General features: G+C 65.1%; 19 protein-coding genes. 11 read left to right on the plus strand and 8 right to left on the minus strand.

Features of this window, described 5'->3' with window-relative positions; genetic code table 11:
- The first annotated feature begins 35 nt into the window (after positions 1 to 35).
- Together ASC68_RS13810 and ASC68_RS13815 are read left to right on the plus strand one after the other, a co-directional pair.
- The gene (locus ASC68_RS13810) at positions 36 to 443 is read left to right on the plus strand and encodes a VOC family protein (RefSeq protein WP_055880188.1); all 408 of its coding nucleotides are present in this window, start codon (positions 36 to 38) and stop codon (positions 441 to 443) included.
- Positions 444 to 636: 193 nt separating this feature from the next.
- Positions 637 to 1098, plus strand: a complete 462-nt coding sequence (locus ASC68_RS13815; RefSeq protein WP_082528160.1) for a GNAT family N-acetyltransferase — start codon at positions 637 to 639, stop codon at positions 1096 to 1098.
- A 31-nt stretch (positions 1099 to 1129) separates the two neighbouring features.
- On the opposite strand, the gene tam is transcribed toward ASC68_RS13815, so the two are convergent.
- Positions 1130 to 1894: a trans-aconitate 2-methyltransferase gene (gene tam / locus ASC68_RS13820; RefSeq protein ID WP_055880191.1), complete on the minus strand. Its 765-nt coding sequence runs from the start codon at positions 1892 to 1894 to the stop codon at positions 1130 to 1132.
- A gap of 184 nt (positions 1895 to 2078) precedes the next feature.
- Here tam and argG point away from each other — a divergent pair, with 184 nt between their 5' ends.
- Both argG and ASC68_RS13830 read left to right on the plus strand, forming a co-directional pair.
- Positions 2079 to 3416, plus strand: coding sequence for an argininosuccinate synthase (argG, locus tag ASC68_RS13825; RefSeq protein ID WP_055880194.1), 1338 nt, complete (start codon positions 2079 to 2081; stop codon positions 3414 to 3416).
- A 156-nt stretch (positions 3417 to 3572) separates the two neighbouring features.
- Positions 3573 to 4289: a hypothetical protein gene (locus ASC68_RS13830; RefSeq protein ID WP_156387333.1), complete on the plus strand. Its 717-nt coding sequence runs from the start codon at positions 3573 to 3575 to the stop codon at positions 4287 to 4289.
- Positions 4290 to 4338: 49 nt separating this feature from the next.
- Here the strand turns inward: ASC68_RS13830 and ettA are convergent, their stop codons facing one another.
- Positions 4339 to 5994 carry an energy-dependent translational throttle protein EttA gene (gene ettA / locus ASC68_RS13835; protein WP_055880198.1) on the minus strand — a complete coding sequence of 552 codons (1656 nt, stop codon included), beginning with the start codon at positions 5992 to 5994 and terminating at the stop codon, positions 4339 to 4341.
- 146 nt (positions 5995 to 6140) lie between these two features.
- Here ettA and ASC68_RS13840 point away from each other — a divergent pair, with 146 nt between their 5' ends.
- Entirely contained in the window at positions 6141 to 7043 is a 903-nt protein-coding gene (locus tag ASC68_RS13840) for a PD40 domain-containing protein (protein WP_055880201.1), read from the plus strand.
- Between the two features lie 201 nt (positions 7044 to 7244).
- Here the strand turns inward: ASC68_RS13840 and ASC68_RS13845 are convergent, their stop codons facing one another.
- Positions 7245 to 7721: an Lrp/AsnC ligand binding domain-containing protein gene (locus tag ASC68_RS13845; RefSeq protein ID WP_055880203.1), complete on the minus strand. Its 477-nt coding sequence runs from the start codon at positions 7719 to 7721 to the stop codon at positions 7245 to 7247.
- Positions 7722 to 7864: 143 nt separating this feature from the next.
- Here ASC68_RS13845 and ASC68_RS13850 point away from each other — a divergent pair, with 143 nt between their 5' ends.
- Positions 7865 to 8881, plus strand: coding sequence for a 1-aminocyclopropane-1-carboxylate deaminase (locus ASC68_RS13850; RefSeq protein ID WP_055880204.1), 1017 nt, complete (start codon positions 7865 to 7867; stop codon positions 8879 to 8881).
- Positions 8882 to 9043: 162 nt separating this feature from the next.
- Here ASC68_RS13850 and ASC68_RS28980 read toward each other — a convergent pair whose 3' ends face one another.
- The 3 genes from ASC68_RS28980 to ASC68_RS13865 form a co-directional block, all read right to left on the minus strand.
- Positions 9044 to 9721, minus strand: a complete 678-nt coding sequence (locus ASC68_RS28980; protein WP_055880206.1) for a DUF2461 domain-containing protein — start codon at positions 9719 to 9721, stop codon at positions 9044 to 9046.
- Positions 9718 to 11370 (minus strand): pentapeptide repeat-containing protein, encoded by a 1653-nt coding sequence (locus tag ASC68_RS13860; RefSeq protein WP_055880209.1) that lies wholly within the window; start codon positions 11368 to 11370, stop codon positions 9718 to 9720. The genes ASC68_RS28980 and ASC68_RS13860 overlap by 4 nt, the downstream gene beginning before the upstream one ends.
- A 228-nt stretch (positions 11371 to 11598) precedes the next feature.
- Positions 11599 to 13770, minus strand: coding sequence for an FdhF/YdeP family oxidoreductase (locus ASC68_RS13865; RefSeq protein WP_055880210.1), 2172 nt, complete (start codon positions 13768 to 13770; stop codon positions 11599 to 11601).
- A 275-nt stretch (positions 13771 to 14045) separates the two neighbouring features.
- Here ASC68_RS13865 and ASC68_RS13870 point away from each other — a divergent pair, with 275 nt between their 5' ends.
- The 5 genes from ASC68_RS13870 (at position 14046) to ASC68_RS13890 (ending at position 21102) form a co-directional block, all read left to right on the plus strand.
- Entirely contained in the window at positions 14046 to 14606 is a 561-nt protein-coding gene (locus ASC68_RS13870) for an isochorismatase family protein (RefSeq protein ID WP_055880213.1), read from the plus strand.
- Entirely contained in the window at positions 14603 to 15595 is a 993-nt protein-coding gene (locus ASC68_RS13875; RefSeq protein ID WP_055880216.1) for a helix-turn-helix domain-containing protein, read from the plus strand. The genes ASC68_RS13870 and ASC68_RS13875 overlap by 4 nt, the downstream gene beginning before the upstream one ends.
- Before the next feature lie 154 nt (positions 15596 to 15749).
- Positions 15750 to 16403: an ankyrin repeat domain-containing protein gene (locus ASC68_RS13880; RefSeq protein ID WP_197421220.1), complete on the plus strand. Its 654-nt coding sequence runs from the start codon at positions 15750 to 15752 to the stop codon at positions 16401 to 16403.
- Positions 16404 to 16574: 171 nt separating this feature from the next.
- Positions 16575 to 17798 (plus strand): efflux RND transporter periplasmic adaptor subunit, encoded by a 1224-nt coding sequence (locus tag ASC68_RS13885; RefSeq protein ID WP_082528162.1) that lies wholly within the window; start codon positions 16575 to 16577, stop codon positions 17796 to 17798.
- Between the two features lie 169 nt (positions 17799 to 17967).
- Positions 17968 to 21102 carry an efflux RND transporter permease subunit gene (locus ASC68_RS13890; RefSeq protein WP_055880226.1) on the plus strand — a complete coding sequence of 1045 codons (3135 nt, stop codon included), beginning with the start codon at positions 17968 to 17970 and terminating at the stop codon, positions 21100 to 21102.
- A 324-nt stretch (positions 21103 to 21426) separates the two neighbouring features.
- Here the strand turns inward: ASC68_RS13890 and ASC68_RS13895 are convergent, their stop codons facing one another.
- The gene (locus ASC68_RS13895; protein ID WP_055880229.1) at positions 21427 to 23352 is read right to left on the minus strand and encodes a hypothetical protein; all 1926 of its coding nucleotides are present in this window, start codon (positions 23350 to 23352) and stop codon (positions 21427 to 21429) included.
- Positions 23353 to 23599: 247 nt separating this feature from the next.
- Positions 23600 to 24433 carry a hypothetical protein gene (locus ASC68_RS13900; RefSeq protein ID WP_055880231.1) on the minus strand — a complete coding sequence of 278 codons (834 nt, stop codon included), beginning with the start codon at positions 24431 to 24433 and terminating at the stop codon, positions 23600 to 23602.
- Positions 24434 to 25452: the final 1019 nt, after the last annotated feature.

Genomic DNA, 25452 nt, shown 5'->3' on the forward strand with positions numbered 1-25452 from the left:
GCCGTTAGGCTCGGTTCCTGCACTGGGGGTCTGTCATGCTGAACCCGCGCCTGCATCACGTCTCCATCGTTGTCCGCGACCTCGACCGCTCGCTGGCCTTCTACCGCGACATCCTGGGCCTGCAGCCTTTGCCTCGACCGGATTTCCCGGTGCGCGGTGCATGGCTGTCCTGCGGCGACCGGCAGGTTCATCTCGTCGTCCACGACGGGCAGACGTTTCGCGACAGCGATAGCGTCGACAACAATGACGGGCACTTCGCGCTCAACACCGACGACTTCGACGCTGTCGTCAGCGCGCTGGCCGCGAGCGGGTTCAGCGAGCATGCCGCGGACGGTGATCCGCGCCGTCTCCTCGTCAAAAGAACCGGCGCGGCGGGTTTTGCGCAGCTATACGTGCTCGATCCCGACCGCAACATCGTCGAGGTCAACGCGGCGCCGTCGTAAGGCGGATTGCTGCCATGCGCCAAGGCTGCTAGTCACCGGCAACCGCAGGAGAATGCCTTTGACCACGCTTCCCATCCCCGCCGCGCGGCAGGATGGCCTTAGCTGAACGTGTTCGCTGACGCCTGATTTCCGTCGCTCGGCTCGTGCCGCGCCAGCTTGCTGGCGCCACCCCATGTCATTGCCGAGAACCAACATGCTGATCGAAGCAACTGCTTCCGACTTTGCCGCCCTCACACGAGGCCGCGGCCCCCGAAACCTGCGCCTTGTCGCCGACATCGCCCCGCCGGAGGTGCTGGCCATGCTGGGCGACCTTGCTGCCACCATACGCGCGAGTTTTGCGCCTGCCGCCTGGCTGGTGGTCGAAGACGACACCGTCGTCGGCCTCCTCTCGCTGATCCGGCCCCCGGACGAGGACGCCGTCACCATCGGCTACGGCATCGCTCCGGCCAGCCAGGGCCGCGGCATTGCCACCCGCGCCGTGACCGACCTGCTCGCCTGGGCCAAGGCCGACCCGCGCGTCGGCACTGTCGTGGCCGAGACCGCGCTCGATAATCTCGCCTCCCAGAAGGTGCTCACCGCCAACGGCTTTGTCCGCGCCGGCGAGCGCGTCGACCCGGAAGATGGCCCGGTGATCGTCTGGCGCAGGAGCCCCTGAGCCGCCTCAGGGGGCGGCCGCCGTGCCGCCCCTACTTCAGCGCCACGATGAACAGCCGCGGGAAGCGCAGCAGCACCTTGCCATCGCCCGTCCTCGGATAGGCCACGGCGATCAGCTCGAGGTAGCGGGCGAGGAACTCCTCGCGCTCGGCTGGCTCCAGCGGATCGATGAAGGGGCGGAGCCCCGTCGCCTTGACCCACTCGACGATCGCCTCGGGACCGTCGAGCACGTGGTTGTAGTTGGTGTGCCAGATATCGAGGCGGCGCGCCGTGGGACGCAGGGCATCGTAGTAGACGCGGACCGGCAGCAGCGGCGCCCGGGCTGCCTGCTTCAAGCGCTCGCTCCACGGGCCATCGGCGGCGAGTTGCCGCATCAGTTGGTGCGAGGGCTCAGCCATATTGTCGGGCATCTGCACCGCCAGCACACCGCCCTCCGGCTGGGCGGCAGCGACGCGGGTGAGCGACACCAGATGCTTGGGCACCCATTGGTAGATGGCGTTGGCGAAAACGAGGTCGGTCTCCGGCTCCGGCACCCAGCTATTGGCGTCCGCCTCGTCGAACCTCGCTTGCGGCACGCGCTGCCGCGCCTCGGCCAGCATGTTGGGCGAACTGTCGAGCCCGATCACCTGCGCATCTGGAAACCGCTCCACTAGCAGCTCTGTCGAGTTGCCCGGCCCGCACCCCATGTCGACCACCCGTCCCGGCGCCACCAATGGCACCTGCGCCAGCAGGTCCCGCGCCGGCCGCGTCCGCTCGTCCTCGAACCTCAGGTAAGTGGAAGGCGACCAGTCAGCCATGGCGTACACCCCGTGTTGTTGCCCGGACTTCTCGATCCCAGCGTTGCCGCCGTCAAGTCGCACATCCGCAACGCCCAGCCGGCGGCAGAATCGATGCACCCCGCTCCTATGCGAGCGATGCGAAATTTGTTATTCGCCCCGGCAGTTGCGTCCTAGCCAACCTTTCGAGCCGACTGGAGCCCCGATGAGCACGATCCTGAAAAGCCTGCCCAAGGGAGAAAAAGTCGGCATCGCCTTCTCCGGCGGCCTCGACACCAGTGCGGCCCTGCTGTGGATGAAGCAGAAGGGCGCCAAGGTCTATGCCTACACCGCCAATCTCGGCCAGCCGGACGAGGCCGACTATGACGAGATCCCGAAGAAGGCGATGGATTTCGGCGCCGAGAACGCGCGCCTCGTCGATTGCCGCACCCAGCTCGTGCACGAGGGCATCGCCGCCATCCAGTCCGGCGCCTTCCACATCTCGACCGGCGGCATCACCTACTTCAACACCACCCCGCTCGGGCGCGCCGTCACCGGCACCATGCTGGTCTCGGCCATGCAGGAAGACGGCGTCAACATCTGGGGCGACGGCTCGACCTTCAAGGGCAACGATATCGAGCGCTTCTACCGCTACGGCTTGCTGACCAACCCGAACCTGCGCATCTACAAGCCCTGGCTCGACCAGCAGTTCATCGACGAGCTCGGTGGCCGCTCCGAGATGTCGGCCTTCCTCACCGCGCACGGCTTCGCCTACAAGATGAGCGCCGAGAAGGCCTACTCGACCGACAGCAATATCCTCGGCGCCACCCATGAGGCCAAGGATCTCGAGAGCCTCGACAGCGGCATCAAGATCGTCAACCCGATCATGGGCGTACCGTTCTGGCGCGACGACGTGAACGTTCCGGCCGAGAAGGTGGTGGTGCGCTTCGCCGAGGGCCAGCCGGTGGCGCTGAATGGCCAGACTTTTGCCGATCCCGTCGCGCTGTTCCTCGAAGCCAATGCCATCGGCGGCCGCCACGGCCTCGGCATGAGCGACCAGATCGAGAACCGCATCATCGAGGCCAAGAGCCGCGGCATCTACGAGGCGCCGGGCATGGCGCTGCTGCACATTGCCTATGAGCGCCTGGTGACCGGCATCCACAACGAGGACACCATCGAGCAGTACCGCATCAGCGGCATGCGCCTGGGGCGCCTGCTCTACCAGGGCCGCTGGTTCGACTCGCAGGCCCTGATGCTGCGCGAGACCGCGCAGCGCTGGGTGGCCAACGCCATCACCGGCGAAGTGACGCTCGAACTGCGCCGCGGCAACGACTACTCGATCCTCAACACCGAAAGCCCGAACCTCACCTATGCGCCGGAGCGGCTGAGCATGGAAAAGGTCGAGGATGCCCCGTTCAGCCCCGCCGACCGCATCGGCCAGCTGACCATGCGCAACCTCGACATCGCCGACACCCGCGCCAAGCTCGACCTTTACGCCAAGACGGGCCTGATCTCGCTGGGCGAAGGCGGGGACATGCTTCGGCTCGAGGGGGAGAAGGAGTAGGGGCCCGGGCGGCGACACAGGACGCAGCATAGCGCTATTGCGCTGCGGCCCCGATGGCCTTGGCTGAACTAAATCCTTCACTCACTCCGGCAGCGGGGGAGTCGGGCTATGCGGCCACTTGGGCATGCTTAGCTTCCATTCGTGCAGGCAATCGCAATGAGTGAACCTAAAGAGCGTTCGAATGCAGCCAGAGCGGTGTCCGGTTTGGATGCCCACCAGCGTCTTCGTTTGGCGCTAGATAAGACCAAGGCGCTTGCAGACCGAATTAGTGATCTCATTGTTTTGTCGGAGCACAACCGGCTCATCGTCTACTCGCCGACACTAACGGGACAAATCCCCCGATCGTTCGCCGCAAACGCTTTCAATTCCCTGCAACAATCCATGTTGCGGATGGAACTGGTACAGATCTGCACATTCTGGGACAGACCGGACGCCACTCTCCATCACAACAGCGTCTTGACTGTGCACGCGCTAATTGACGACGACGAAGTAATCGAGACACATCTGAGAGCCATTCAGTCCGATTGGCCGTTCGGCAATGCGCAAGTTGACGACGCGCGTCGCAGCCTGACCGAACTCCGACGCCAGATAGCAGAAGTTGCGTCATCGCCAATTTTGTCACGAGTTAGGAACGTGCGGGACAAGCACCTAGCACATGCCCTGGACAAGACGAGAGCCGAGCAACGCGGTGTGGTTGAGCCCGCTAAGTATGGTGACGAGAAGGTCCTTTTGGAAAAGACCGAACAGGTCGTTGAGGCGCTTTACCTCTGGCTAAACGGCACCAATTTCGATCTAGCCCACAACAGATCGATGCACCGTCGGCACGTGGAAGAACTTTGGACGAACTGCACCTTCAGCATTCCAGGGCGGTGACGGACGAGACGGGGCCAGCAGAGGCGGCCCGTCTCGCCCGCGGGTCTACCTACCGCGTCAGCTTCTTGTACGTGACCCTGTGGTTGTTCACCGAGTCCGCGCCCAGGCGCCGAATCTTGTCCTGCTCGTAATCCTGGAAGTTGCCTTCGAACCACTCGAAATGGCTGTCGCCTTCATAGGCCAGCATGTGCGTGGCCAGCCGATCGAGGAACATACGATCGTGGCTGATGATGACGGCGCAACCGGCGAATTCCTCCAGCGCTTCTTCGAGCGCCGCCAGGGTTTCGGTGTCGAGGTCGTTGGTCGGCTCGTCGAGCAGCAGCACGTTGGCGCCCGATTTCAGCATCTTGGCGAGGTGGACGCGGTTGCGCTGCCCGCCTGAGAGGTTCCCTACCTTCTGCTGCTGGTCGGCGCCCTTGAAGTTAAACGCCGAGGTATAGGCGCGCGAGTTCATTTCGCGTTTGCCCAGCATCAGGATCTCGTTGCCGCCCGAGATTTCCTCCCACACCGTCTTGTTCGGCGCCAGCGTATCGCGGCTCTGGTCGACATAGCCGAGGTTGACGTTGTCGGCGACGGTGATGGCGCCCGAATCCGGCTTCTCCTGCCCGGTGATCATCCGGAACAGCGTCGACTTGCCGACCCCGTTCGGGCCGATAATGCCGACAATGCCGCCCGGCGGCAGCTTGAAGGTCAGGTTGTCGATCAGCACGCGGTCGCCGTAGGACTTGGTGACCCCGTCGATGTCGATGACGTTCTGGCCGAGCCGCTCGCCCGGCGGGATGATGATCTGCGCGGTGCTCGACAGGGTGCGCGCCTCGTTGACCTTCACCAGCTCGTCATAGGCGCGGATACGCGCCTTGGATTTGGCCATGCGGGCCTGCGGGCTCTGCCCCATCCACTCGCGTTCGCGCTCCAGCACCTTGGCGCGGGCCGCATCTTCCGACTGCTCCTGCGCAAAGCGCTTGGCCTTGGCATTGAGGTAGGCCGAGTAGTTGCCTTCGTAGGGCACGCCGCGGCCGCGATCGAGCTCGAGGATCCAGCCGGTGACGTTGTCGAGGAAGTAGCGATCGTGGGTGATGATCAGCACCGCGCCGGCGAATTCGCGCAGGTGGTTTTCGAGCCACGCCGTGGTCTCGGCATCGAGATGGTTGGTCGGTTCGTCCAGCAGCAGCAGGTCGGGCTTCGACAACAGCAGCGCACAGAGCGCCACGCGCCGCTTCTCGCCGCCCGAAAGCGTATCGACCGATGCCTCGCCCGGCGGGCAGCCCAGTGCCTCCATGGCGACTTCCACCTGGCTATCGAGATCCCAGAGGTTCTGGCTGTCGATGATGTCCTGCAGCCGCGTCGCCTCGTCGGCAGTCTCGTCGGAATAGTTCATCATCAATTCGTTGTAGCGATCGATGACGTCCTTCTTCTCCTTGACGCCGGTCATGACGTTGCCCTTGACGTCGAGCGCCGGGTCGAGCTGCGGCTCCTGCGCCAGGTAGCCGACCTTGGCGCCATCGGCCACCCAGGCCTCGCCGGTGAACTCGGTGTCGATGCCGGCCATGATGCGCAACAGCGTCGACTTACCCGAGCCGTTCGGACCCAGGACGCCGATCTTGGCGTCGGGGTAGAAACTCAGGTGGATATTATCGAGCACCTTCTTGCCGCTGGCATAGGCCTTGGACATTCCGTGCATGTGATAGATGAACTGGCGCGCCATGAGGGCACTGCTCCCGCCGCTAAACCCTGGAAGATCGAGCGCCGTATGTAGGGGAACCCGCCGCGCGGGGCAACACCGGGTGGATGTGTTGCGCCGCTGCCGCCGACGGGTCACAAAGTCGCGGAACACCAAGGGGAGGATTCGACGTGCCGCAGAGACCCACCTTCGCCCGCCGTGGCCGTAGCCTCTTGCCCGGCCAGGTGTCGGAACTGACCATCATCGACAGCGATGGCGGCAACCGGCAGGTGCTGTTCACCGCCGACGAGATCATCGAAGCCCCGAACTGGACGCCCGACGGCAAGACCCTGGTGTTCAACGCCGGCGGCGAGCTCTGGACCATCGCCGCTGACGGCAGCGGCGAGATCGAGAAGCTCGACACCGGTCACCTCAGCGACCTCAACAACGACCATGTGCTGTCGCCCGATGGCTCCACGGTCTATGTGAGCTCCGACGACGGGCACCTCTATGCCCTGCCGATCACCGGCGGCACGCCGCGGCGGGTATCGAACAGCTATCCGCACCGCCACCACTATTACCTCCATGGCATTTCGCCCGACGGCAAAACGCTGTCCTATGTCGGGATCAACGCCGTGGCCGATAACCAGTGGGCCAAGGTCAACATCTGGACCATCCCGGCCGCCGGCGGCCCGGATACCCAGCTGACCGACGTGCTGGTGCCCAATGATGGGGCCGAGTATTCGCCCGATGGCCAATGGATCTGGTTCAACTCCGAGCAGGGCTCGCCCGGCCACGCCCAGATCTTCAAGATGCGCACCGACGGTTCGGAGCTCACGCAGGTCACCTTCGACGAGCGGGTGAACTGGTTCCCGCATTTTTCACCCGACGGCCAGTCGATCGCCTATCTGAGCTACCCGCCCGGCACCAAGGGCCACCCCGCCGACAAGGACGTGATCCTCCGCTTCATGCGCCCCGACGGCACCGGCACCCGCGACATCATCGGCTTCAACGGCGGCCAGGGGACGATCAACGTCAATTCCTGGGCGCCGGACAGCCGGCGGTTTGCTTATGTGGCGTATCCGGTGGGATAGTGCTTTCCGGGTACCTGCGGGGACCGGCAGACGCTGGCCCTCTCCCTCTCCCTCCCCCTTGTGGGGAGGGTAGCGAAGCAGGACTTGGCGCCAGCCAAGTCCGTCGCGTAGCTGGGKGGGGGATGCCCCACGCACGGCGCGTGTGGCCACCCCCACCCTAAATCTCTCCCCACAAGGGGGAGGGAGACGGCCGGTGTCCACTCAAAACTCCAGCGCCCGACCATCCACCACTTCCTTCATCACGAAGAACGTCCGGGTCTGCCTTACCCCTGGCAGCCCGATCAGTTGCGTGCCGTGCAGGCGGTTGAAATCGGCCATGTCGCGCACCCGGATCTTCAGGAAATAGTCGAAGTCGCCGGCCACCAGGTGGCAATCGAGCACGAATTTCAGCCTCTCCGCGGCGCTCTCGAAGGCGGCAAAGCTCTCGGGCGTCGAGCGGTCGAGCACCACGCCGACCAGCACCAGCGTGCCCAGCTCGACCTTCTGCGGCGCCACCACCGCCCGGAAGCCGGAGACATAGCCGGCCTCGATCAGCTGCTGCGTTCGCCGGTGGCAGGTCGCGGCGCTGACCCCGACTTCCGCCGCGAGATCGGCATTGCTGATCCGGCCATCGCGCTGCAGCGCGCGCAGCATTTTGAGGTCGATGCGGTCGAGATCGGTGGCGGAAGATTCTTTCATTCTGATCCTCATCGTCGGCAGATAGCGCATCAGCGGGTCGCCTCTGGCGGCCGTCCGGAGCAACCGACACACCAACATTGAAAGCACCCTTCGCGAGACAATTGCTAGTCTCGAGTCAGACTTTGAGCTCAAGGAGCCCTGCCATGAACCTCGCGAAATTCCCTCGCTATCCCCTCACCTTCGGGCCCACCCCGATCGAAAAGCTCGACCGCCTCGGCGCTCATCTTGGTGGCGGCGTCGAGCTCTATGCCAAGCGCGAGGATTGCAACTCCGGCCTCGCCTTCGGCGGCAACAAGCTGCGCAAGCTCGAATACATCGTCCCCGATGCCATCGCTTCCGGCGCCGACACGCTGGTGTCGATCGGTGGCGTGCAGTCCAACCACACCCGCATGGTCGCGGCGGTGGCCGCCAAGATCGGCTTCAAGTGCCGGCTGGTGCAGGAGAGCTGGGTGCCGCACGAGGATGCCGTCTATGACCGGGTCGGCAACATCATGCTGAGCCGCATCATGGGCGCCGATGTGCGGCTGGTCGATGACGGCTTCGATATCGGCATCCGCGACAGCTGGAAGAACGCCATCGCCGAGGTCGAGGCAGCGGGCGACAAGCCCTACCCGATCCCCGCCGGCGCTTCGGTGCACAAGTTCGGCGGCCTCGGCTATGTCGGCTTTGCCGAGGAAGTGCGGGCGCAGGAGGCCGAGCTCGGCTTCAAGTTCGACTACATCGTCGTCTGCACCGTTACCGGTTCCACTCACGCCGGCATGCTGGTGGGCTTTGCCGCCGATGGTCGGGCCCGCAACGTCATCGGCATCGATGCCTCATGCACGCCGCAGCAGACCCGCGCCCAGGTGCTGGAAATCGCCCAGCGCACCGCCGAACTGGTCGAGCTCGGCTTGCCCATCGTTGGTGACGACGTCGTGCTGCTGGAAGAATACGCCTATCCGATCTACGGCGTGCCGTCGGAGGAAACCAAACAAGCGATCCGCCTCGTCGGCCGGCTCGAGGGCATGATCACCGACCCGGTCTACGAGGGCAAATCCATGCAGGGGATGATCGACCTGGTGCAGAAGGGCTTCTTCCCTGATGGAAGCAAGGTGCTCTACGCCCACCTCGGCGGCGCCCCTGCCCTGAATGGGTATGGGTATGCGTTCCGGAATGGGTGAGCGGCGCACCTTCTGCTCCCCTCCCCCCGCGGCGCTACGCGTCCGCTAGGAGGGGAGAGGTGGGGGGTGGGGGTCCATCGGTGATCACCGCACCACCCCCATCCTCAATCCCTCCCCTCAAAGGGGAGGGAGGGGACCCATCGTCGCCAAGTGAAACGCGCCCTACCCCGCCACCTCGGCGATCAACCACTGCGTGATCGGCGCAGTGTTGGCAAAGTGCTCGACACAGACCTCCGCGAAGTCCGGCTGCGCCGCCGCGCTCGCCGACAGCTCGATCCCTGCGGTCAGCCCCTCGTAGAGCAGGAACTCGGCGCGCTCCGGGTCCGTCTCAAAACCCCGTGGCATCAGTTTTCGCGTCTTCTCGCCGATGTTGTAGCCGCCCTTGGCTTTCACCGCCGCCACCGCTGCGACCAGCGCCTTGCCGGAGCGCGGATGGATGATCGACTGGCGAAAACTGTCGAGCGTCTCCTTGTCGAAGCCATACATGCCGGTGCCGAGGAACACCCGCTCCGCCTCGACATGCACGTAATACCCAGGCCGGTCCCAGCTGCGTTTCTCGCCATGCCAGAACCACAGGCCCAGGTGCTGCTTGTAGGGCCGCTTGTCCTTACTGAAGCGGATGTCGCGATTGATGCGCGAGATCGAGCCGTTGACCTTGGGGTCGAACTGCACCTCGGGCGAGATCGCCTTGAGCTTTGGCCCGATCTCGGCGACGAACGCCTTGCCCGGCTCCACATACCCCGCCTCGTAGAGCGGCCGATTGGCATCAAACCACGCCTTCTCGTTATGCGCTGCAATCCCCGCGAGAAACTCGAAGGTCTGTTTAGGGAAGCCGCTCACTCGAATGCTCCTACACGTGTAATCCGATAGGCCTGCTTGGCCTCGAGCCCGTCCAGCCACGCATCGGACCAGCGCTGGTGGCGGGCAAACTCCTCGGCGGCAATCGGGGCAATCTCGAACCGGTCGCGCACGAAACTCTCCGGCGCCGCCTGCTGCGCGACGGTATCGAGGAAGCCGGCATCGAACACAATGGCGCCGTCGAAATCGACGCTCTTGAGGTCGGCGCCGCTGAAATCCACCACCCCGAAGATGGTGTTGCGGAACGTGCTGCCGGCCATTGAGGTCCCGGCAAACGTCGTGTTGTGCACCACGCCGCCATCGAAATTGATGCCGAAACCGCGGCTGCCGTCGAACGAGGCGTGCTTCAGGATGGCGCCGGAGAAATCCGCCCCTGACAGTTGCGCCCACTGCTTCAACCCTGCGCCGCCGCTGATCGAGGGCAGTTCGCCCGCCGTGAAGCGCGTGTAGTTGATGTTGGCGTTGCGGAACCGCGCATGCTCGAGATAGGCCCCGTCGAACTCTGCGCCCACCAGCAATTGCCGATCAAAATTGGCAAAGCGCAGCGCCGCGAAGTGAAAGCGGATGGCGCTGCCGCTGCTCGCCGACCGCACCTCCGCAAAGCTGAAATCGGCGCCGTTCAAGGTAGAGAAATCGGTGAGCCCGTTGGAGATCAAGAGTCCAATGATCTGGCCGCGCTCCGGCGACAGCGGCCGATCCGACATCACGCCATTTTGCTCGCCCGCGAACTGCACCGCGCCGCTGGCCGCATCGAGCTCCTGGCGCACCGTCGCCGATGCAGCAAGGTCGGTCCGACGCAGCAGGCCGGACGACATCAGGAGGTTCTCGTCGAGATCGGTCAGCGGGTTGCGCAGGTACCGGTAGGGCCGCGCCGCCGTGGTCGCCGCGATAATGCGAGCCCGCAGCCCTGGGCTCAGCAGCGCGATGGCGGGCTGGTCGCCGGCAAAGGTGTTGAACCCTGCCACTTCCTGCGCCACCTGCGCGCCGATCTCCAGAATCTCCGGCACGATCGAGGTGGAGCGCTGCGCCTCGCCCAGCTCGATCTGGCTCTGGATGAAGCGGTTCTGCTCTTCGATGCGCCCGTTCTGGTCCTGCATCAGCCCGATCTGGGTGCGCAGCAGCTGGTTCTGCTGGAACAGCAGCGCCGACCCCGCCAGCGCGGCGATGGCCGCGATGAAGGCGGTGATCGTCGCCATCAGCCAGCGCCGGGTCGACACCCAAGCGTAGCGGGCCAGCACCAGCTCGGCGAGATCGCGGGCGGAATCGGTTGCCTCGGCGACCTTCTGCTGCGCGGCAAAGCGCGCGACTTCCGAGAGCGGCCGGGCGAAGCGCTCCATCTCCACTTCGCTGCGTTTGAACAGGCTCTCCCAGATCTGCCGCCGGAAGATCATCAACACCGCGGTGATGACCAGCACCAGGACGAGGAAACCGAACAGCAGCCCGAACACCAGCCCGCCATTGGCAGTGACGAACTCCACCCCGAACGTCGCCAGCGGGAAGCCGACGACGACACCAACGATGAAGACGACGATCGCAATACCCAGCGTCGCCATGGCAGCGTTGAACGCCCGGGCCCGTTCGCCGGGGCGATCCACGTCCGGCGCCGGCTGTCCCTGCTTATCGTCGCTCATTGTTCGTCCCCGAACTCCCGAGGGGGAGATTATCCGAGTTCAGTGGGCCGGCAAGCTCGGCGCGACACTTCACCATGCCGGCACAGTTGGCTCCACCCACTCGATGTCATCCCAGCGAAAGCTGGGACCCAACTCACCTCTGGCTCGGGCTGCGAAATGGGTCCCAGCTTTCGCTGGGATGACACCGGTGAGGGGGCCAAGCGTGTGGGCTTATCCCAGTGGGTAGCGCTAACTCTCGATCCAAACCGGCACCGATTTGAACGCCGGGGTCTTCGAGCGCGGATCGACCGCCGTGCCGCAGAGCACATTGGCTTCGGGATAATAGGCCAGGGCCGAACCGCGCGGCAGGTCGAAGGCCATCGCGGTGCCCTCCATCCGCCCAGTATCGGAGGCGATGGTGACCCGCTGCCCGTCGCGCACCCCGAACGCCGCCATATCCTCGCGGTTGAGGAAGATGGCGTCGCGCCCGGCCTTCAGCCGGTAGCTGTCCTGCTCTTCATAGATGATGGTGTTGAACTGCCCTTCCGAGCGCACCGTGGCGAGGGTCAGCGGCGCGGCGGCTTTGGGCAGTGGCGTGACGACGAAATGCGCCTTGCCGTCGCGCGTGCCAAACTCGGGCGTGTGCATGACGCGGTGCTTGATGTGGAACTCGCGCTTCGCCACATCGATATCGGCCAGTTGCTCCAGACCCGGCACGACTTTCGCAATGACTTCACGGACTTGCCGGTGTTCCTTGAATAGTTCGAAGGGCACCGGGCTATCCGGCAGCAGGAGCTTCGCGAGATCGCAGAGGATCACCGTTTCCGGCCGCACATTATCGAGCCGCTCGATGCCGCCATCCGACAGGCGGACGAAGTTGAACATCGATTCCTGCGTCGTCGACGACCACTCCTCGTCGCGGGCAGTGACGGGGAGGATCAGCACCTCCCCGGCGCCCAAGCCATGGACATGGCCGCGGTTCAGCGTGGTGGTGAGAAACAGCTTGAAGCCGATCGCTGCCATGGCGCGGCTGGCAAAGGCGGTATCGGGCGTGGCGCCCCAGAGGTTCCCGCCCATGATCACGGCGCTGTCGATCTCGCCGCGCGCTGCGGCTTCGAGCCCGGCCATGGTGTCGAGCCCCTTGGACCGGCCGAGTTTGACCCCGAACGCCTGTTCCATGGCAACGAAGACCTGCTCGGAGACCACCGGCTTCACCCCTATGGTACCGATGCCCTGGACGTTCGAGTGCCCGCGCAGCGGCAGGAGGCCGGAATAGCGCCTGCCGATCATCCCCCGAAGCAGCGCCAGGTTGGCAATGGCTTCGACATTTTCCACCCCATGCAGGTGGTGCGTCATCCCCATGCCCCAGGCGAACACCACATTCTGCCGGTTGGCGTAGCGGGTAGCGACGCGCTCGATTGCGGCCTGAGGCAGGCCGGTGATGGTCTCGATCTCTTCCCAGGAAACCGCCTCGAGGTCAGCCCGCAGCGCCTCGAAATCGACCGTGTGCTGCGCGATGAAGCTCCGATCCTCGGCGCCGATCGCCAGCACTGCCTTCATCAGCCCCTTGAACAGCGCGATATCGGAGCCGATGCGCGGCTGCAGGTAGTCCGAGGCGATCTCGGTGCCCCCTGACAGCATCGAGGTCGGCGATTTCGGCACCGCGAACTTCACCAGCCCCGGCTCCTTCGCCGGGTTGATGACGATCACGTCGCCACCGCGGTCGCGGCAATGCTTCAGCATGTGGATGAAGCGCGGGTGGTTCGACGACGGGTTGGCGCCGATGACGAAGATCAGGTCCGCGCCGGTCAGGTCCTCGAGCTCGACGGTTGCCGTACCCTTGCCGATGGTGGTGGCCAGGCCCTCGCTGGTCGCCTGGTGGCAGTAATACGAGCAGTTATTGACGTTGTTGGTGCCCCAGACCCGCGCCAGCAGCTGGAATACGAAGCCGGCCTCGTTGGACGAGCGGCCGGAGGAATAAAAGAAGCTGCGGTTGGGATCGGTCACCTTCAGCTGCGCCGCGGCGTGGGCGATGGCGAAATCCCAGTTCACCGGCTCATAGCGGTCGGCGCCGGCTGCCTTGAACAGCGGCGTGTTGAGCCGGCCGAGCTTTTCCATCTCGCGGCCCGAGAGCTGCTGCAGGTCGCTCAGCGGATGGAGGAACGCTTCGTTCGGGATGGCCGGCTGGATATCGGTCGATTGCGCCTGCACCGATTTGTTGCAGACCGAGGGAAACTCGCCGAGCTCATTGGTCATCCCGCCCTTCTGCCCGCCCATGCCATAGGCACAGGCCTTGCAGGTATTATGCGCGGTCAGCGCCTTGGCGGCCTTGCCGACGCCCATCCGGCGGATGGTGTCGACTGTGTAGAGCAGCTTTTTGGGGCCGCCGCCAACGATCCGCGGCCTGTCGTCGATAGTCATGAAGTATCCTCGTTGGGCGGAGGTTAGCATGGCCGGGTGAACGCAAAAAGCGCCGGTGCAAGCCGCCCCCCTCCCCGCGAGGGGGAGGGAGAACAAAACACCGGCATCTCAGTTGACGTCTCCCTCCCCCTTGCGGGGAGGGGACAGGGGTGGGGGTCGCCACCACCGGCCGAAGTGATGTCCTTTTCTGTCCGCTCCTTGTCCCGGCCCGGCCTTTCGGGCATCCTCGAAGCGCCCTACCCTTCGGCCATCATCCAGCCCCACGAGGTCCAGAAATGTCCGATACCGCCGTGCTCGTCATCGATGCCCAGGAATCGTTCCGGCAGCGCCAGAACTGGTTCGAGACCGACTACGCCACCTACCTCAGGAATCAGCAGGCGCTGATCGATGGGGCGCGGGCCAAGGGTCATGCCGTCATCCGCGTGCTGCATGTCGAGCCTGAGGGCATCTTCTCGCTCGCCTCGGGCTTTGTTCGTCCGCTCGCCGAACTGCAGCTGACGCCCGATGCGGAATTCCATAAGACCCGGCATTCGGCTTTGGTCGGCTCGGGGCTCGATGTCTGGCTTACCGAAAACGGCATCCGCCGACTGATCGTCTCGGGCATCCGCACCGAGCAGTGCTGCGAGACCACCACGCGCCATGCCTCCGACCTTGGCTGGCAGGTCGACTATGTCACCGAGGCGACCCACACCATGGCGCTGACCGACAAGACCGGCCGCACCTGGAGCGTCGAGGAGCTGAAGGCCCGCACCGCCGCGGTGCTCGATGGCCGCTTCGCCCGCGTCTGCAGCATCGCCGAGGCACTAGCCGGCGCGCCGAAAGCCGCTGCCGCGTGAGCCCCGTCCCGCGGAAAATCCCGGTCTATGTCGTGCTGCCGGCGCGGACGCTGCTGCTCGATGTAGCAGGGCCGATGGAGGCCCTGCGCAAAGCCAACCAGCTGCAGTCGGAAGTCCAGTTCGATGTCCGCTATGTCGGGGTCCTGCCCGAAGTCACCAGCTCGATCGGCCTCGTGGTCAGCGGCATCGCGCCGCTGCCCGAGGCGATCGAGGACCACGCCATGGTGGTGCTCTCAGGCGATACCGAGCTGATCCTTGGCGCCGAGCGGCTGGGAGCGATCGAAGCGCCGCTGCAGGGCTCCGACGAAATCGTCGCCTGGCTGCGCCACAATATCCGGCCGGGCATCCGGCTGGCGTCGATCTGCTCGGGCGCCCTGCTCGCCGCCCGCGCCGGCTTGCTCGATGACCACGCCTGCACCACGCATTTCACCGATTGCGCGCTGCTCGCCGAAACCGCGCCCACCGCCCGCGTGCTGGAGAACCGGCTCTATGTCGAGGATCGCGAGCGCTATACCAGCGCCGGCATCACTGCCGGCATCGACCTGATGCTGCACATTATCGGCCAACTGGTGAGCCCGGCGACGGCGGCAGCCGTGGCGCGCTTCCTCGTCGTCTATCTGCGCCGCGCCGGCACCGACCCGCAGCTCTCGCCCTGGCTCGAAGGTCGCAACCACATCCACCCGGCCATCCACCGGGTACAGGATGCCATCACCGCCGACCCGGCGCGCGACTGGTCGCTCGACGCCCTGGCCGAAATCGCCTTTGCCAGCCCCCGCCACGTCTCGCGCCTGTTCAACGAGCATGCCGGAATGAGCATCCCCGATTACGTCAACCGGCTGCGGGTCGCGCTCGCCCAGCAACTGCTCAGCGAAACCCGCCTCGACATGGAGCACATCGCCGAACGCACCGGCTTCGCCTCCTCCCGCCAGCTGCGCCGGGCCTGGAGCCGCATCAACCCGACCCCGCCGAGCGCCGCGCGCTCGCACTAGCTGAGGGAACACGCAAGCCCCTTCGGCGTTACCCCCGGGTCGCTGCAGGAGAGCGCCGATGAATCCTTGGGCCAGCGTAACGCCACTGCCTCCGCCGATTCCCCACGCCACCGGGTGGCTTCAACCGCTCGGCAAGCGGCGCTATGCTCTCCCGATGAGCGATCCCTTCGTTCTCATCGCCAGCAATGACCTCGATGGCCTCCGCGCCGAGCTGGCGCATGACCCGGAGCTGGCGCATGCGCGGCATCCGAGCGGCGCTTCGCTGGTGGCCTGGGCCGCCTATATGGGCAATGTCGGCGCCATCTCGGCGGTGCGGGCCCATGTCGGCGAGCTCGATCCGCACGAGGCGATCATCCTCAACGATGGCGAGCGGCTGGAGGTGGCGCTGGCCGGCGGCTGGGACGCCAACGCGCTCTCCGCCGATGGCTTTACCCCGCTCGGGCTCGCCGCCTTCTTCGACAATGCCGAGGCGTTCGAGCTGCTGCTGCCGCTGACCCGCGACGTCAACGAAGCGGCGAAGAACCCACAGCAGGTCGCCGCCATCCATGCCGCGACCGCCAAGCGCAACGCGGCAATGGTCGAAAAACTGCTGCGCGCCGGCGCCGACCCCAACCGGGTACAGGCGGATGGCTTCACTCCGCTGCATGCCGCCGCCATGCACGGCGACGCCGCGATCGTCGGGCTGCTGCTGCTGTTCGGCGCTGACCCGGGGCAGCTGAGCGCCAAGGACGGCTCGGCGGCGAGCTATGCCCGCGAGGGCGGCCACGAGTGGCTGGCAGCGCGGCTGGAACAGCTTTCGCCGCACTGAAGCGCTCATCCAAACGGTGAGCGCCCTTCGCTCATCCGTTACCCCGCCACGCGGGGGAGGATCACCCCAACGTTACGGCGATTTAATGTGAAGCGCCGGGTGCCGATGCTATCGTTCGCGCCGTTCTGCCCCTGATCCGGCTGGGGCACATCTCGTTTAGGATTCGGTCGCTTGTTCAGGCAATTGCTGCTTTCGCTCGTCGTCATAGGAGCGGCCGCGGTCGCTTACGTCTTCTTCGTGCCCGGCGCTTCGGAGACGCTCGCCCGCTTCGGCATCACCCTGCCCTTCGGCGAACCGGCTGAAGCCGCGACGGGCCCAGCTGGCGGCGCGCCGGGCCAGCAGCAGGCTGGTGGCCAACGTGGTCCCGGTGGTGGTGGCCAGGGCGGCGGGCGCGGCGGCAATCGCACCATGGTGGTGGTCACCGCTCCCGTGCTGCTCGCCACCATCAACGACAAGCTGACCTCGATCGGCGAAGGCGCTGCGGCACACTCGGTGACCGTGGTGTCGCCGGCCAGCGGCACGCTCGCCGAATTGACGGTGCGCCCCGGCGACGCAGTGACTGCGGGCGCGGTGATCGGCCGGCTCGACGCCGATGCCGAGCAGATCGCCCAGGAACGCGCCAAGCTGGCTTTCGATGACGCGCAGGTGGCGCTCGACCGCACCAACGAACTGGCCAAGGCCAATAACACCACCACCGTGCAGGTCGCGGCGGCACAACTGGCATTCAACAATGCCCGGCTGGAACTGCAGAACGCCGACCTGGCGCTCGCCAAACGCACCATCTCGACGCCGATCGCCGGCACGGTGGGCCTGTTCCAGGTCAGCGCCGGCAACACCGTCACCTCGCAGAGCGTCGTCACCACCATCGAGGATACCTCGCACATCCTCGTCAGCTTCTGGGTGCCTGAGCGCTACGCCTCGGCCATCACCACCGGCATGCCGCTGACCGCGGCGGCCGTGGCGCTGCCCGGCCAGACCATCGCCGGCGAAGTCAGCGCCGTCGACAACCGCATCGATCCGGCGAGCCGCACGCTGAAGGTGGAAGCCGCCATCCCCAATGACGAAGGCCGGTTGAAACCCGGTATGTCGTTCTCGGTTTCGATGAGCTTTGCCGGCGAACAGTTCCCTTCCGTCGACCCGCTCGCCATCCAATGGTCGAGCGCCGGCAGCTATTTGTGGAAGTTCGTCGAAGGCAAGGTGGAGCGCGTGCCGGTCGAGATCATCCAGCGCAACTCCGATGGCGTGCTGGTGAAAGCCGAGCTCACCGAAGGCGACCAGGTGGTGACGCAGGGCGTGCAGCAGCTCACCGCCGGGGCGAGCGTGCGGTTGCTGGATGAACCCTCGGACAGCCAGGGCGAAGGGCGAAAGCGGCCGACGGAAGGAAATCCGTCGTGAGGATCACTGAAGCAGACGGCCCCCTCCCATCCTCCCCCATGAAGGGGGAGGTGCCGCACCGAGCGTTTGGCACGATCCAGCCACAGCCTCGACTCTTCACCTCCCCCTTCATGGGGGAGGCCGGGAGGGGGCCGTCTCTCTCAGTTGACCACCACCTGGGAGCCTCCGCATGAGCATCCAGACCCAGAACGAACGCGGTGGCGCCGTTGCCGGGCTGTTCGTCCGGCGGCCGGTGCTGGCGATTGTCGTCAGCTGCCTGATCATCGTCGCCGGCCTCGCCGCCTTCTTCGGCGTCGAGATCCGCGAATTGCCCAGCGTCGAGCGCCCCACCCTCTCGATCTCCACCAGCTTTCCGGGCGCGGCGGCTGAGACGGTCGATCGCGAAATCACTTCGGCCATCGAGGGCGTCGTGGCACGTATTCAGGGCGTTGCGTCGATCTCGTCGGATTCGTCCTATGGTCGCAGCCGCGTCTCGATGACCTTCAACGACGGCACCAACCTCGATAACGCCACCTCCGATATCCGCGATGCGCTTGGCCGGATCACCAACCGTCTGCCGGATGGCGCCGAGACCCCGACCATCGTCAAGGCCGACGCCAACGCCCAGGCCATCATCCAGCTGGCGGTGACCTCGGACACGCTCAGCAAGGACGAGCTGACCGAGCTGGTCGAAAACACCATCTCCGAGCGGCTTGCCGCGGTGACCGGCGTCGCCGACGTGCAGGTCAACGGCACGCAGAACCGCAGCTTCGAGATCGATGTCGATCAGATCAAGCTCGCGAGCCTCGGACTGACCGTGGGCGACATCCGCAACGCGCTCTCGACCATTGCCTTCGATAGTCCCGCCGGTTCGCTCAACGGCACCAACCAGAACATCGCCATCCGCGCCATCGCCGAGGTCAACACCCCCGAGGCGTTCGAGAACATCGTGGTAAAGGGCACCACCCGGCTCGGCGACGTGGCGAGCGTGGTGTTCTCGCCGGCCGCCGCCAATTCCGGCCTCCGCAGCGACGGCAAGTCGGGCATTGGGCTCGGCATCGTGCGGCAGGCGCAATCCAACACCATGCAGATCTCCGAGGGGGTGAAGGCCGCCGTCGCCGAACTGAAGACCACCCTGCCCCCGGGCGTCGACATCAAGATCTCCTCCGACGAGTCGGTGTTCATCGCCGGCGCCGTGCACGAGGTCGAGCGCTCGCTGCTGATCGCCGTGGTCGGCGTCATCGTCATCATCTTCCTGTTCCTGCTCGATTGGCGCGCCACCATCATTCCGGCGGTCACCATGCCGGTGGCGCTGATCGGCACGGTTGCCGGAATCTATGCTTTCGGATTCTCGCTCAACATCCTGACTTTGCTGGCGCTGGTGATCGCCACCGGGCTCGTCGTCGACGACGCGATCGTGGTGCTGGAGAATATTACCCGACGGCGCGGCATGGGCCTGGGGCCCCGCGCTGCAGCGGTGCTGGGCACCCAGGAGGTGTTCTTCGCGGTGGTCGCGACCACGCTGACGCTGGCCGCCGTGTTCATCCCGATCTCCTTCCTCCCCGGCCAGACCGGCCTGTTGTTCCGCGAGTTCGGCTTCACGCTCGCCATCTCGGTGGGCTTGTCGGCGGTCGTCGCGCTGTCGCTGGCGCCGATGATGGCGTCGCGCATGCTGAAGCCGCATGTCGAACGGCCGCCCAACGCACTCGAACGCTTCGGCGGCGTGCTGGCCGGGCTCTACCGGCGCACCCTGAAGCTGGCGCTCGACAATTCGCTGGTGGTGATTGTCATCGCCGTACTGTTCGCCGGCGCCGCCTGGGCGGTGTTCGGCACCCTGAAGCAGGAACTCACCCCGCCCGAAGACCGCGCCCAGGTTGCCATCAACGTCAGCGCCCCGGCAACGGTAAGCCTCGATTTCACCCGCACCCAGATGCAGAAGATCGAGGACATGCTGCAGCCCTATAAGGACAGCGGCGAGGCAACGAGCATCTTCTCGATCTCGGGGTTCGGCTCGAACACCAATTCGGGCTTCATCATCATGACGCTGGCCGATTGGGAGCACCGCACCCGCACCCAGCAGCAGATCGCCGCCGAGATCACCCAGCAGCTGGTGCAGGTGCCGGGTGTCCGCGCCAATATCCGCCAGGGCAACAGCCTGGGCGTGCGCGGCGGCGGCTCCGGCCTGCAGTTCGCCCTGCTCGGCGACAACTATCAGACCCTCTCCGATGCCGCCAACAAGGTGAAGGCGGAGCTGGAAAAAGACGAGAAATGGGGCCGCGTCTCGGTCAACTACGAGACCACCCAACCGCAGATGACGCTGACCATCGATCGCGAGAAGGCGGCGCAACTGGGCATCGACATCAATGGGCTCGGCACCACCATGCAGGCCATGATCGATGGCTCCGATGTCGGCACCGTGTTCATCAACGATTCCAGCTATTCGGTCCGCATGACCTCGACCTCGAGCCCGGTGAACGACCCCGGCGACCTCGAGTCGATCTTCATCAAAACCACCGACGGCCGCTACGTGCCGATGTCGACCATCGCGTCGCTCACCGAAGCGCCGATCGCCCCCTCGCTCGGTCGCGAACAGCAGCGCCGCGCCGTGACCGTTACCGCAGCGCTCAGCGATGGCTTCACCCTCGGCGACGCCTACACCGAGGCGGTGGACATCGCCCAGCCGCTCTTGCCTGACGGCGCGACCATCGTGCCGATGGCTGAGGCCAAGACCCTGGGCGAGAGCAATAACGGGCTGCTGATCACCTTCGGCTTCGCGCTGATCGTCATCCTCCTGGTGCTGGCGGCGCAGTTCGAGAGTGTCTGGAGCGCCATCATCGTCATGGCGACCGTGCCGTTCGGTCTCGCCTGCGCGGTGTTCGCCATGCTGCTGACCGGGGTGACGCTCAACGTCTACAGCCAGATCGGCCTGGTGCTGGTGGTGGGCATCATGGCCAAGAACGGCATCCTGATCGTCGAGTTCGCCAACCAGCTGCGCGATCGCGGCCAATCGGTGCGCGAGGCGGTGGAGAACTCCGCCAACATCCGGCTCAGGCCGGTGGTGATGACCATGATCGCCACCGTGCTCGGCGGCGTGCCGCTGATCATCGCCGGCGGCGCCGGCTCGGAAGCCCGTGCCGCGCTCGGCTGGATCATGGTCGGTGGGCTGAGCCTCGCGGCCGTCGCGACGCTCTACCTGACGCCGGTCGCCTATCTGCTGCTGGCCCGGTTTTCGAAGCCCAAGGCGTTTGAAGAAGAGCGGCTGAGGCGGGAACTCGCGGCAGCAGGTGCCGCCGAGACCGACGCGCACCCTGCGCCGGCTGAATAGCTCTCTCGGTCATCTCACGTGGCTCCCCACGCCCCCCTCTCTGGCGAAAACTAAGGACTTAGCTGCGCTAAGCCCAAGTTTTCGCTTTCTCCCCCGCCAAGGGGGAGAGTCTCGACTGATGCTCCGATGCGAATGGTGGCCACCGATCATCTCCCCCCTTGCGGGGGAGAAAGCGACTTCTTGGGCTTAGCGTTTGCTAAGTCCTAGAGATCGCAAGAGGGGATATTGGGGGGCACGGTGGCTCCACAGCTCACCGCCAAAAGGCGAAGGGCGCGGTGGAGCCATCCAGGCCGCGCCCTTCTTCGGGTCCTGATCGGGGCGAGATCAGAACGCGTAGACTGTCAGCTGCCCGCCGCTGCGGCCGATAGCGTAGACGTCGTTCACGCCGGCGCCAGAGCGCTGCAGTTCGGCGACCAGCTTGCCGCTACCGCCCAGTACGCGCTGCAGGATCTGCACCTTCTTGCTGGCTGTAACGGCGTTCACCACCTTGTCCTTGAGGTCAGCGCAGAGGCGGACCTTGACCACCTTGACGCCATTAACGTTGCTCAACAGGGCGCGGTTCAGCTGCATCTGCTTGACCTGCGCGATAACCTGCTTGGCGTCCTGCGGGTTGCAGGCACGGTTCATGCCGAACCCACCGCCGCCACCTCCGGCCACGATCACGCGACCGCCAGGACCGCCGGGACCACCAGGGCCACCAGGACCACCAGGGCCGCCGGGGCCACCAGGACCGTTGCCGCCGCCCAGGTCGATGTTGATGTCACCGATATTGAGCAGGCTGCTGAGGTCGAGCAGGTTGCTCAGGTCGAGATCGGAGAGCAGGCCGCTGAGGTCCGTACCGCTCAGGATGTCGTTCAACTCGAGCGCATCCAGTAGATCGACATCGCCGACCAGGTCGGTCACACCACCCAGCCCGATATCACCGACGAGATCGGTGACGCCGCCCAGTCCGATATCACCGACCAGATCGGTGACACCACCCAGTCCGATATCACCGACGAGGTCGGTGACGTCACCAAGGCCCAACAGGCCAAGATCGCCCAGGTCGAGCAGGTTGTCGCCGAGCACGCCGCCGCCAAGCAGGTCGCCTCCGAGAATGTCACCACCAAGAACGTCTCCGGTGATATCGCCGAGCCCCAGATCGGCGAGATTCAGGCCGTCGAGCAGCCCTTCACCGCCGCCGAGGCCGAGGTCGAGGTTGCCCAACAGGCCATCATCGCCGCCCAGACCGAGGTTCAGGTCACCCAGCAGGCCATCGTCACCACCGAGGCCGAGGTCGAGATCGGCCAGCAGCCCATCGTCGCCGCCGAGACCGAGGTCGAGATCGCCTAAGAGGCCATCATCGCCGCCGAGGCCGAGGTCGAGATCGGCCAAGAGGCCATCATCGCCGCCGAGACCGAGGTCGAGATCGCCCAACAGGCCATCATCGCCTCCGAGACCGAGATCGAGATCGGCCAGCAGCCCATCGTCGCCACCGAGACCGAGGTCGAGATCGCCCAGGAGGCCATCATCGCCGCCAAGCCCGAGATCGAGATCGCCCAACAGGCCATCGTCCCCGCCTAGGCCGAGGTCGAGATCGCCAAGCAGGCCATCGTCACCGCCGAGACCGAGGTCGAGATCGCCCAGGAGGCCATCATCGCCGCCAAGCCCGAGATCGAGATCGCCCAACAGGCCATCGTCCCCGCCGAGGCCGAGGTCGAGATCGCCAAGCAGGCCATCGTCGCCGCCAAGATCGAGGTCGTCGATCAGCCCACCGACGAGGCCATCATCGCCACCGCCGAGCCCAAGATCGTCGAGCAGACCGTCGCCGCCGGTCAGGCCGAGGTCACCGAGCACTCCTTCTTCGCCAGTGACGCCGAGGTCACCGAGCAGGCCGTTCTCGCCTGTCACGTCGCCGAGCAGACCATCGTCGCCTGTTACATCGCCGAGCAGGCCGTCATCACCGGTCAGGCCCCCGACCAGTCCCTCGTCGCCGGTGAGGTCGTCGAGTACGCCATCGTCCCCGGTTACGCCGAGGTTGCCGAGCAAGCCATCGCTACCGCCGTCGACATCGGCACCGAGGTCGACATTGACCAGCGAGCTGCCGTCGCCGCCGACGCTGACGATGCCGCCGACGTCGACCCCAGCCGAATCACCACCGTCGTCGCCTCCGAGAAGGCCACCAAGCAGCCCGGCGGCATTTGCTGGAACCAGACTGGTACTGGCCATCAGCACAATCGCCGCGAGTACTGTAATCTTTTTGGATTGCATCACGCTTCTCCTCTGCGAAACATGACGCGACAGTGCTCCCGTCAACCTGACAGGACGCTGTCAACTAGTGCGACGTTGCTTTGGCGACAGAGCGCACAGTTATCGAAAACATTCCGAGATTCCATCAGGCTGCATCGATTAGCAGATAATACTTATATGCTACGTATCGAATACGTAGACAGCGGAATCGGAAGGGGCGCGACCCGCAGGTCACGCCCCTTCGTTCCGTTCAACGATATGGCTGGTATCAGTAAACGTAGACGACCAGTTGGCCACCCTTGCGCTGCACAGCGACGACGTCATTGGCGTCGTAGCGAGTCCGGCCGAGCGAGGCTGTGATCAGCGCATCGGACATCACCGCCCGGCGGAGCAGGTTGATCTTCTGGCTCTTGGCGAGCAGCGCCGCGACCTGCTTCTTGGCGGCCGGGCAGAGCTTGATCGGCACCACCTGCACATTGGCGGCACGCATCCAGGCTTTGATCTCGGCGCCGCTGATCTTGCCGGCCGCCGCCACCTGCAGCAGCTGCTTGGTGTTGTTGACCGTGCAGTTGATCACGAAGGTGCCGCCGCCGCCGAGGCTGCCGACCAGCACGGGACGGCCACCCGGGTTGTTTGGGCCACCGGGATTATTCGGATTGTCGGGGTCGAGAATCCCCAGGTCGATATCGAGGTCGAGCCCGAGCCCGGCGAGATCGAGCGAAATCGATGTGCTCTTGAGCAGCCCGGTCGTCGACACGTTGGCGTTGACCAGGGGGTTGTTGCCCTTGCCGACAGCCGCATTCAGCAAGTTGTTGTTGCCGCCACCGACGTCGAGATTGACCAGCGCGTCATTGTCGTCGTCGTTGAGCGACAGCAGGCCACCGGCATTGGTGCCACCGCCCCCGCTCCCCCCGCCGCCGCCGCCACCGGCTATCCCGCCGACAGTTTCGGTCACGCCGCCCACGACGCCGCCGACCGTTTCGGTGACCCCGCCCACGACGCCGCCAAGCGCGCCACCCAGATCCAGTGCACTGGCAGGGGCTGCACTCATACCCGCGACGATTGCGAACGTCGCCAGGGCCGCAAAAACGTTGCTTCTCATGACCATTCTCCGCTACATCCGCCGCCCGTCGGCTGATGAATATGCAGGTATGAGGCCGTTGTAAAGCTTCAGAGCGAAAGCTGATCAACTTGTGATTGGTTGGCCAATATATTCGATATCTTGGTCAATTGCACAGATTACGCAGTGACACTTATACTGATAGTTTGCGTATACTTATACGCACTGCTACGTAGAGTGCAGACAATTTTCTTGAAGCTTGAGTCCAATGCAAGATGTCACCGGAAGCTGCTTGCCGGCCTACGCACCAGCGCGTAGGCCGGGAGACACCCGTTCCACCCCCAGCACTTGCCGCGAATATTGCAGCGGATGAAAACCGCAGGCGGAGCGGGCGTTTCGATGCTTGGAAGTGTTTTGGTAACCTCTTCGGCGGCGGCGTCGGAACTTGCCGGCTCAAGATGACAGGATGCTGACAGCTTTTCGCAACTTATGAACAAGCACTGAGGTCGCCTCGATACCCGCCGCGCGACCCGCTCCGCCGCCGGTCCAGACCACCCTCGCACGTCGTTTCGATTCAGGCGAAACGGCAGGTTGCGACATTGGTAGGTGGCGCTGCTTAGCGCGATCACGACGAATACGTAGATTCGCCACGCGATCGTCGATCCGACCAACAAAGAAGGCGCGAAGCCGAAGCTCCGCGCCCCACCGGCGTCAACCACGAGGGAGCGTCAGCCCTCGCAACATCGGCCGATATCTGTGCACCGGGAACTGCTCGCCGGCGGCTTGCTGGCTTAACGGCGAACGGGGCGGATGGTTGCGGCTGGCAATGACGATGCACGCTGCGAAAATGCAAAGCCCCGCGCCGTTGCCGGTGCGGGGCCGAGGTGTTGGTGCAAACAACCTCTGCCGAAAGCGAACTTCCGGTGGCCGTCTTTTAGCAGGACTACAAATCGCGGTCACGCCAGGGTGCATGACAACGCCTGTCGTCCCTCGCGCCCAACAGAGGCCGCCCAGTTCTGCGGCAGCCAAAGCCGCTGCACAAATCTTAAGCAGACCCTAAC

The sequence above is a fragment of the Devosia sp. Root105 genome, assembly GCF_001424865.1.
In the GTDB taxonomy this organism is placed as follows: domain Bacteria; phylum Pseudomonadota; class Alphaproteobacteria; order Rhizobiales; family Devosiaceae; genus Devosia_A.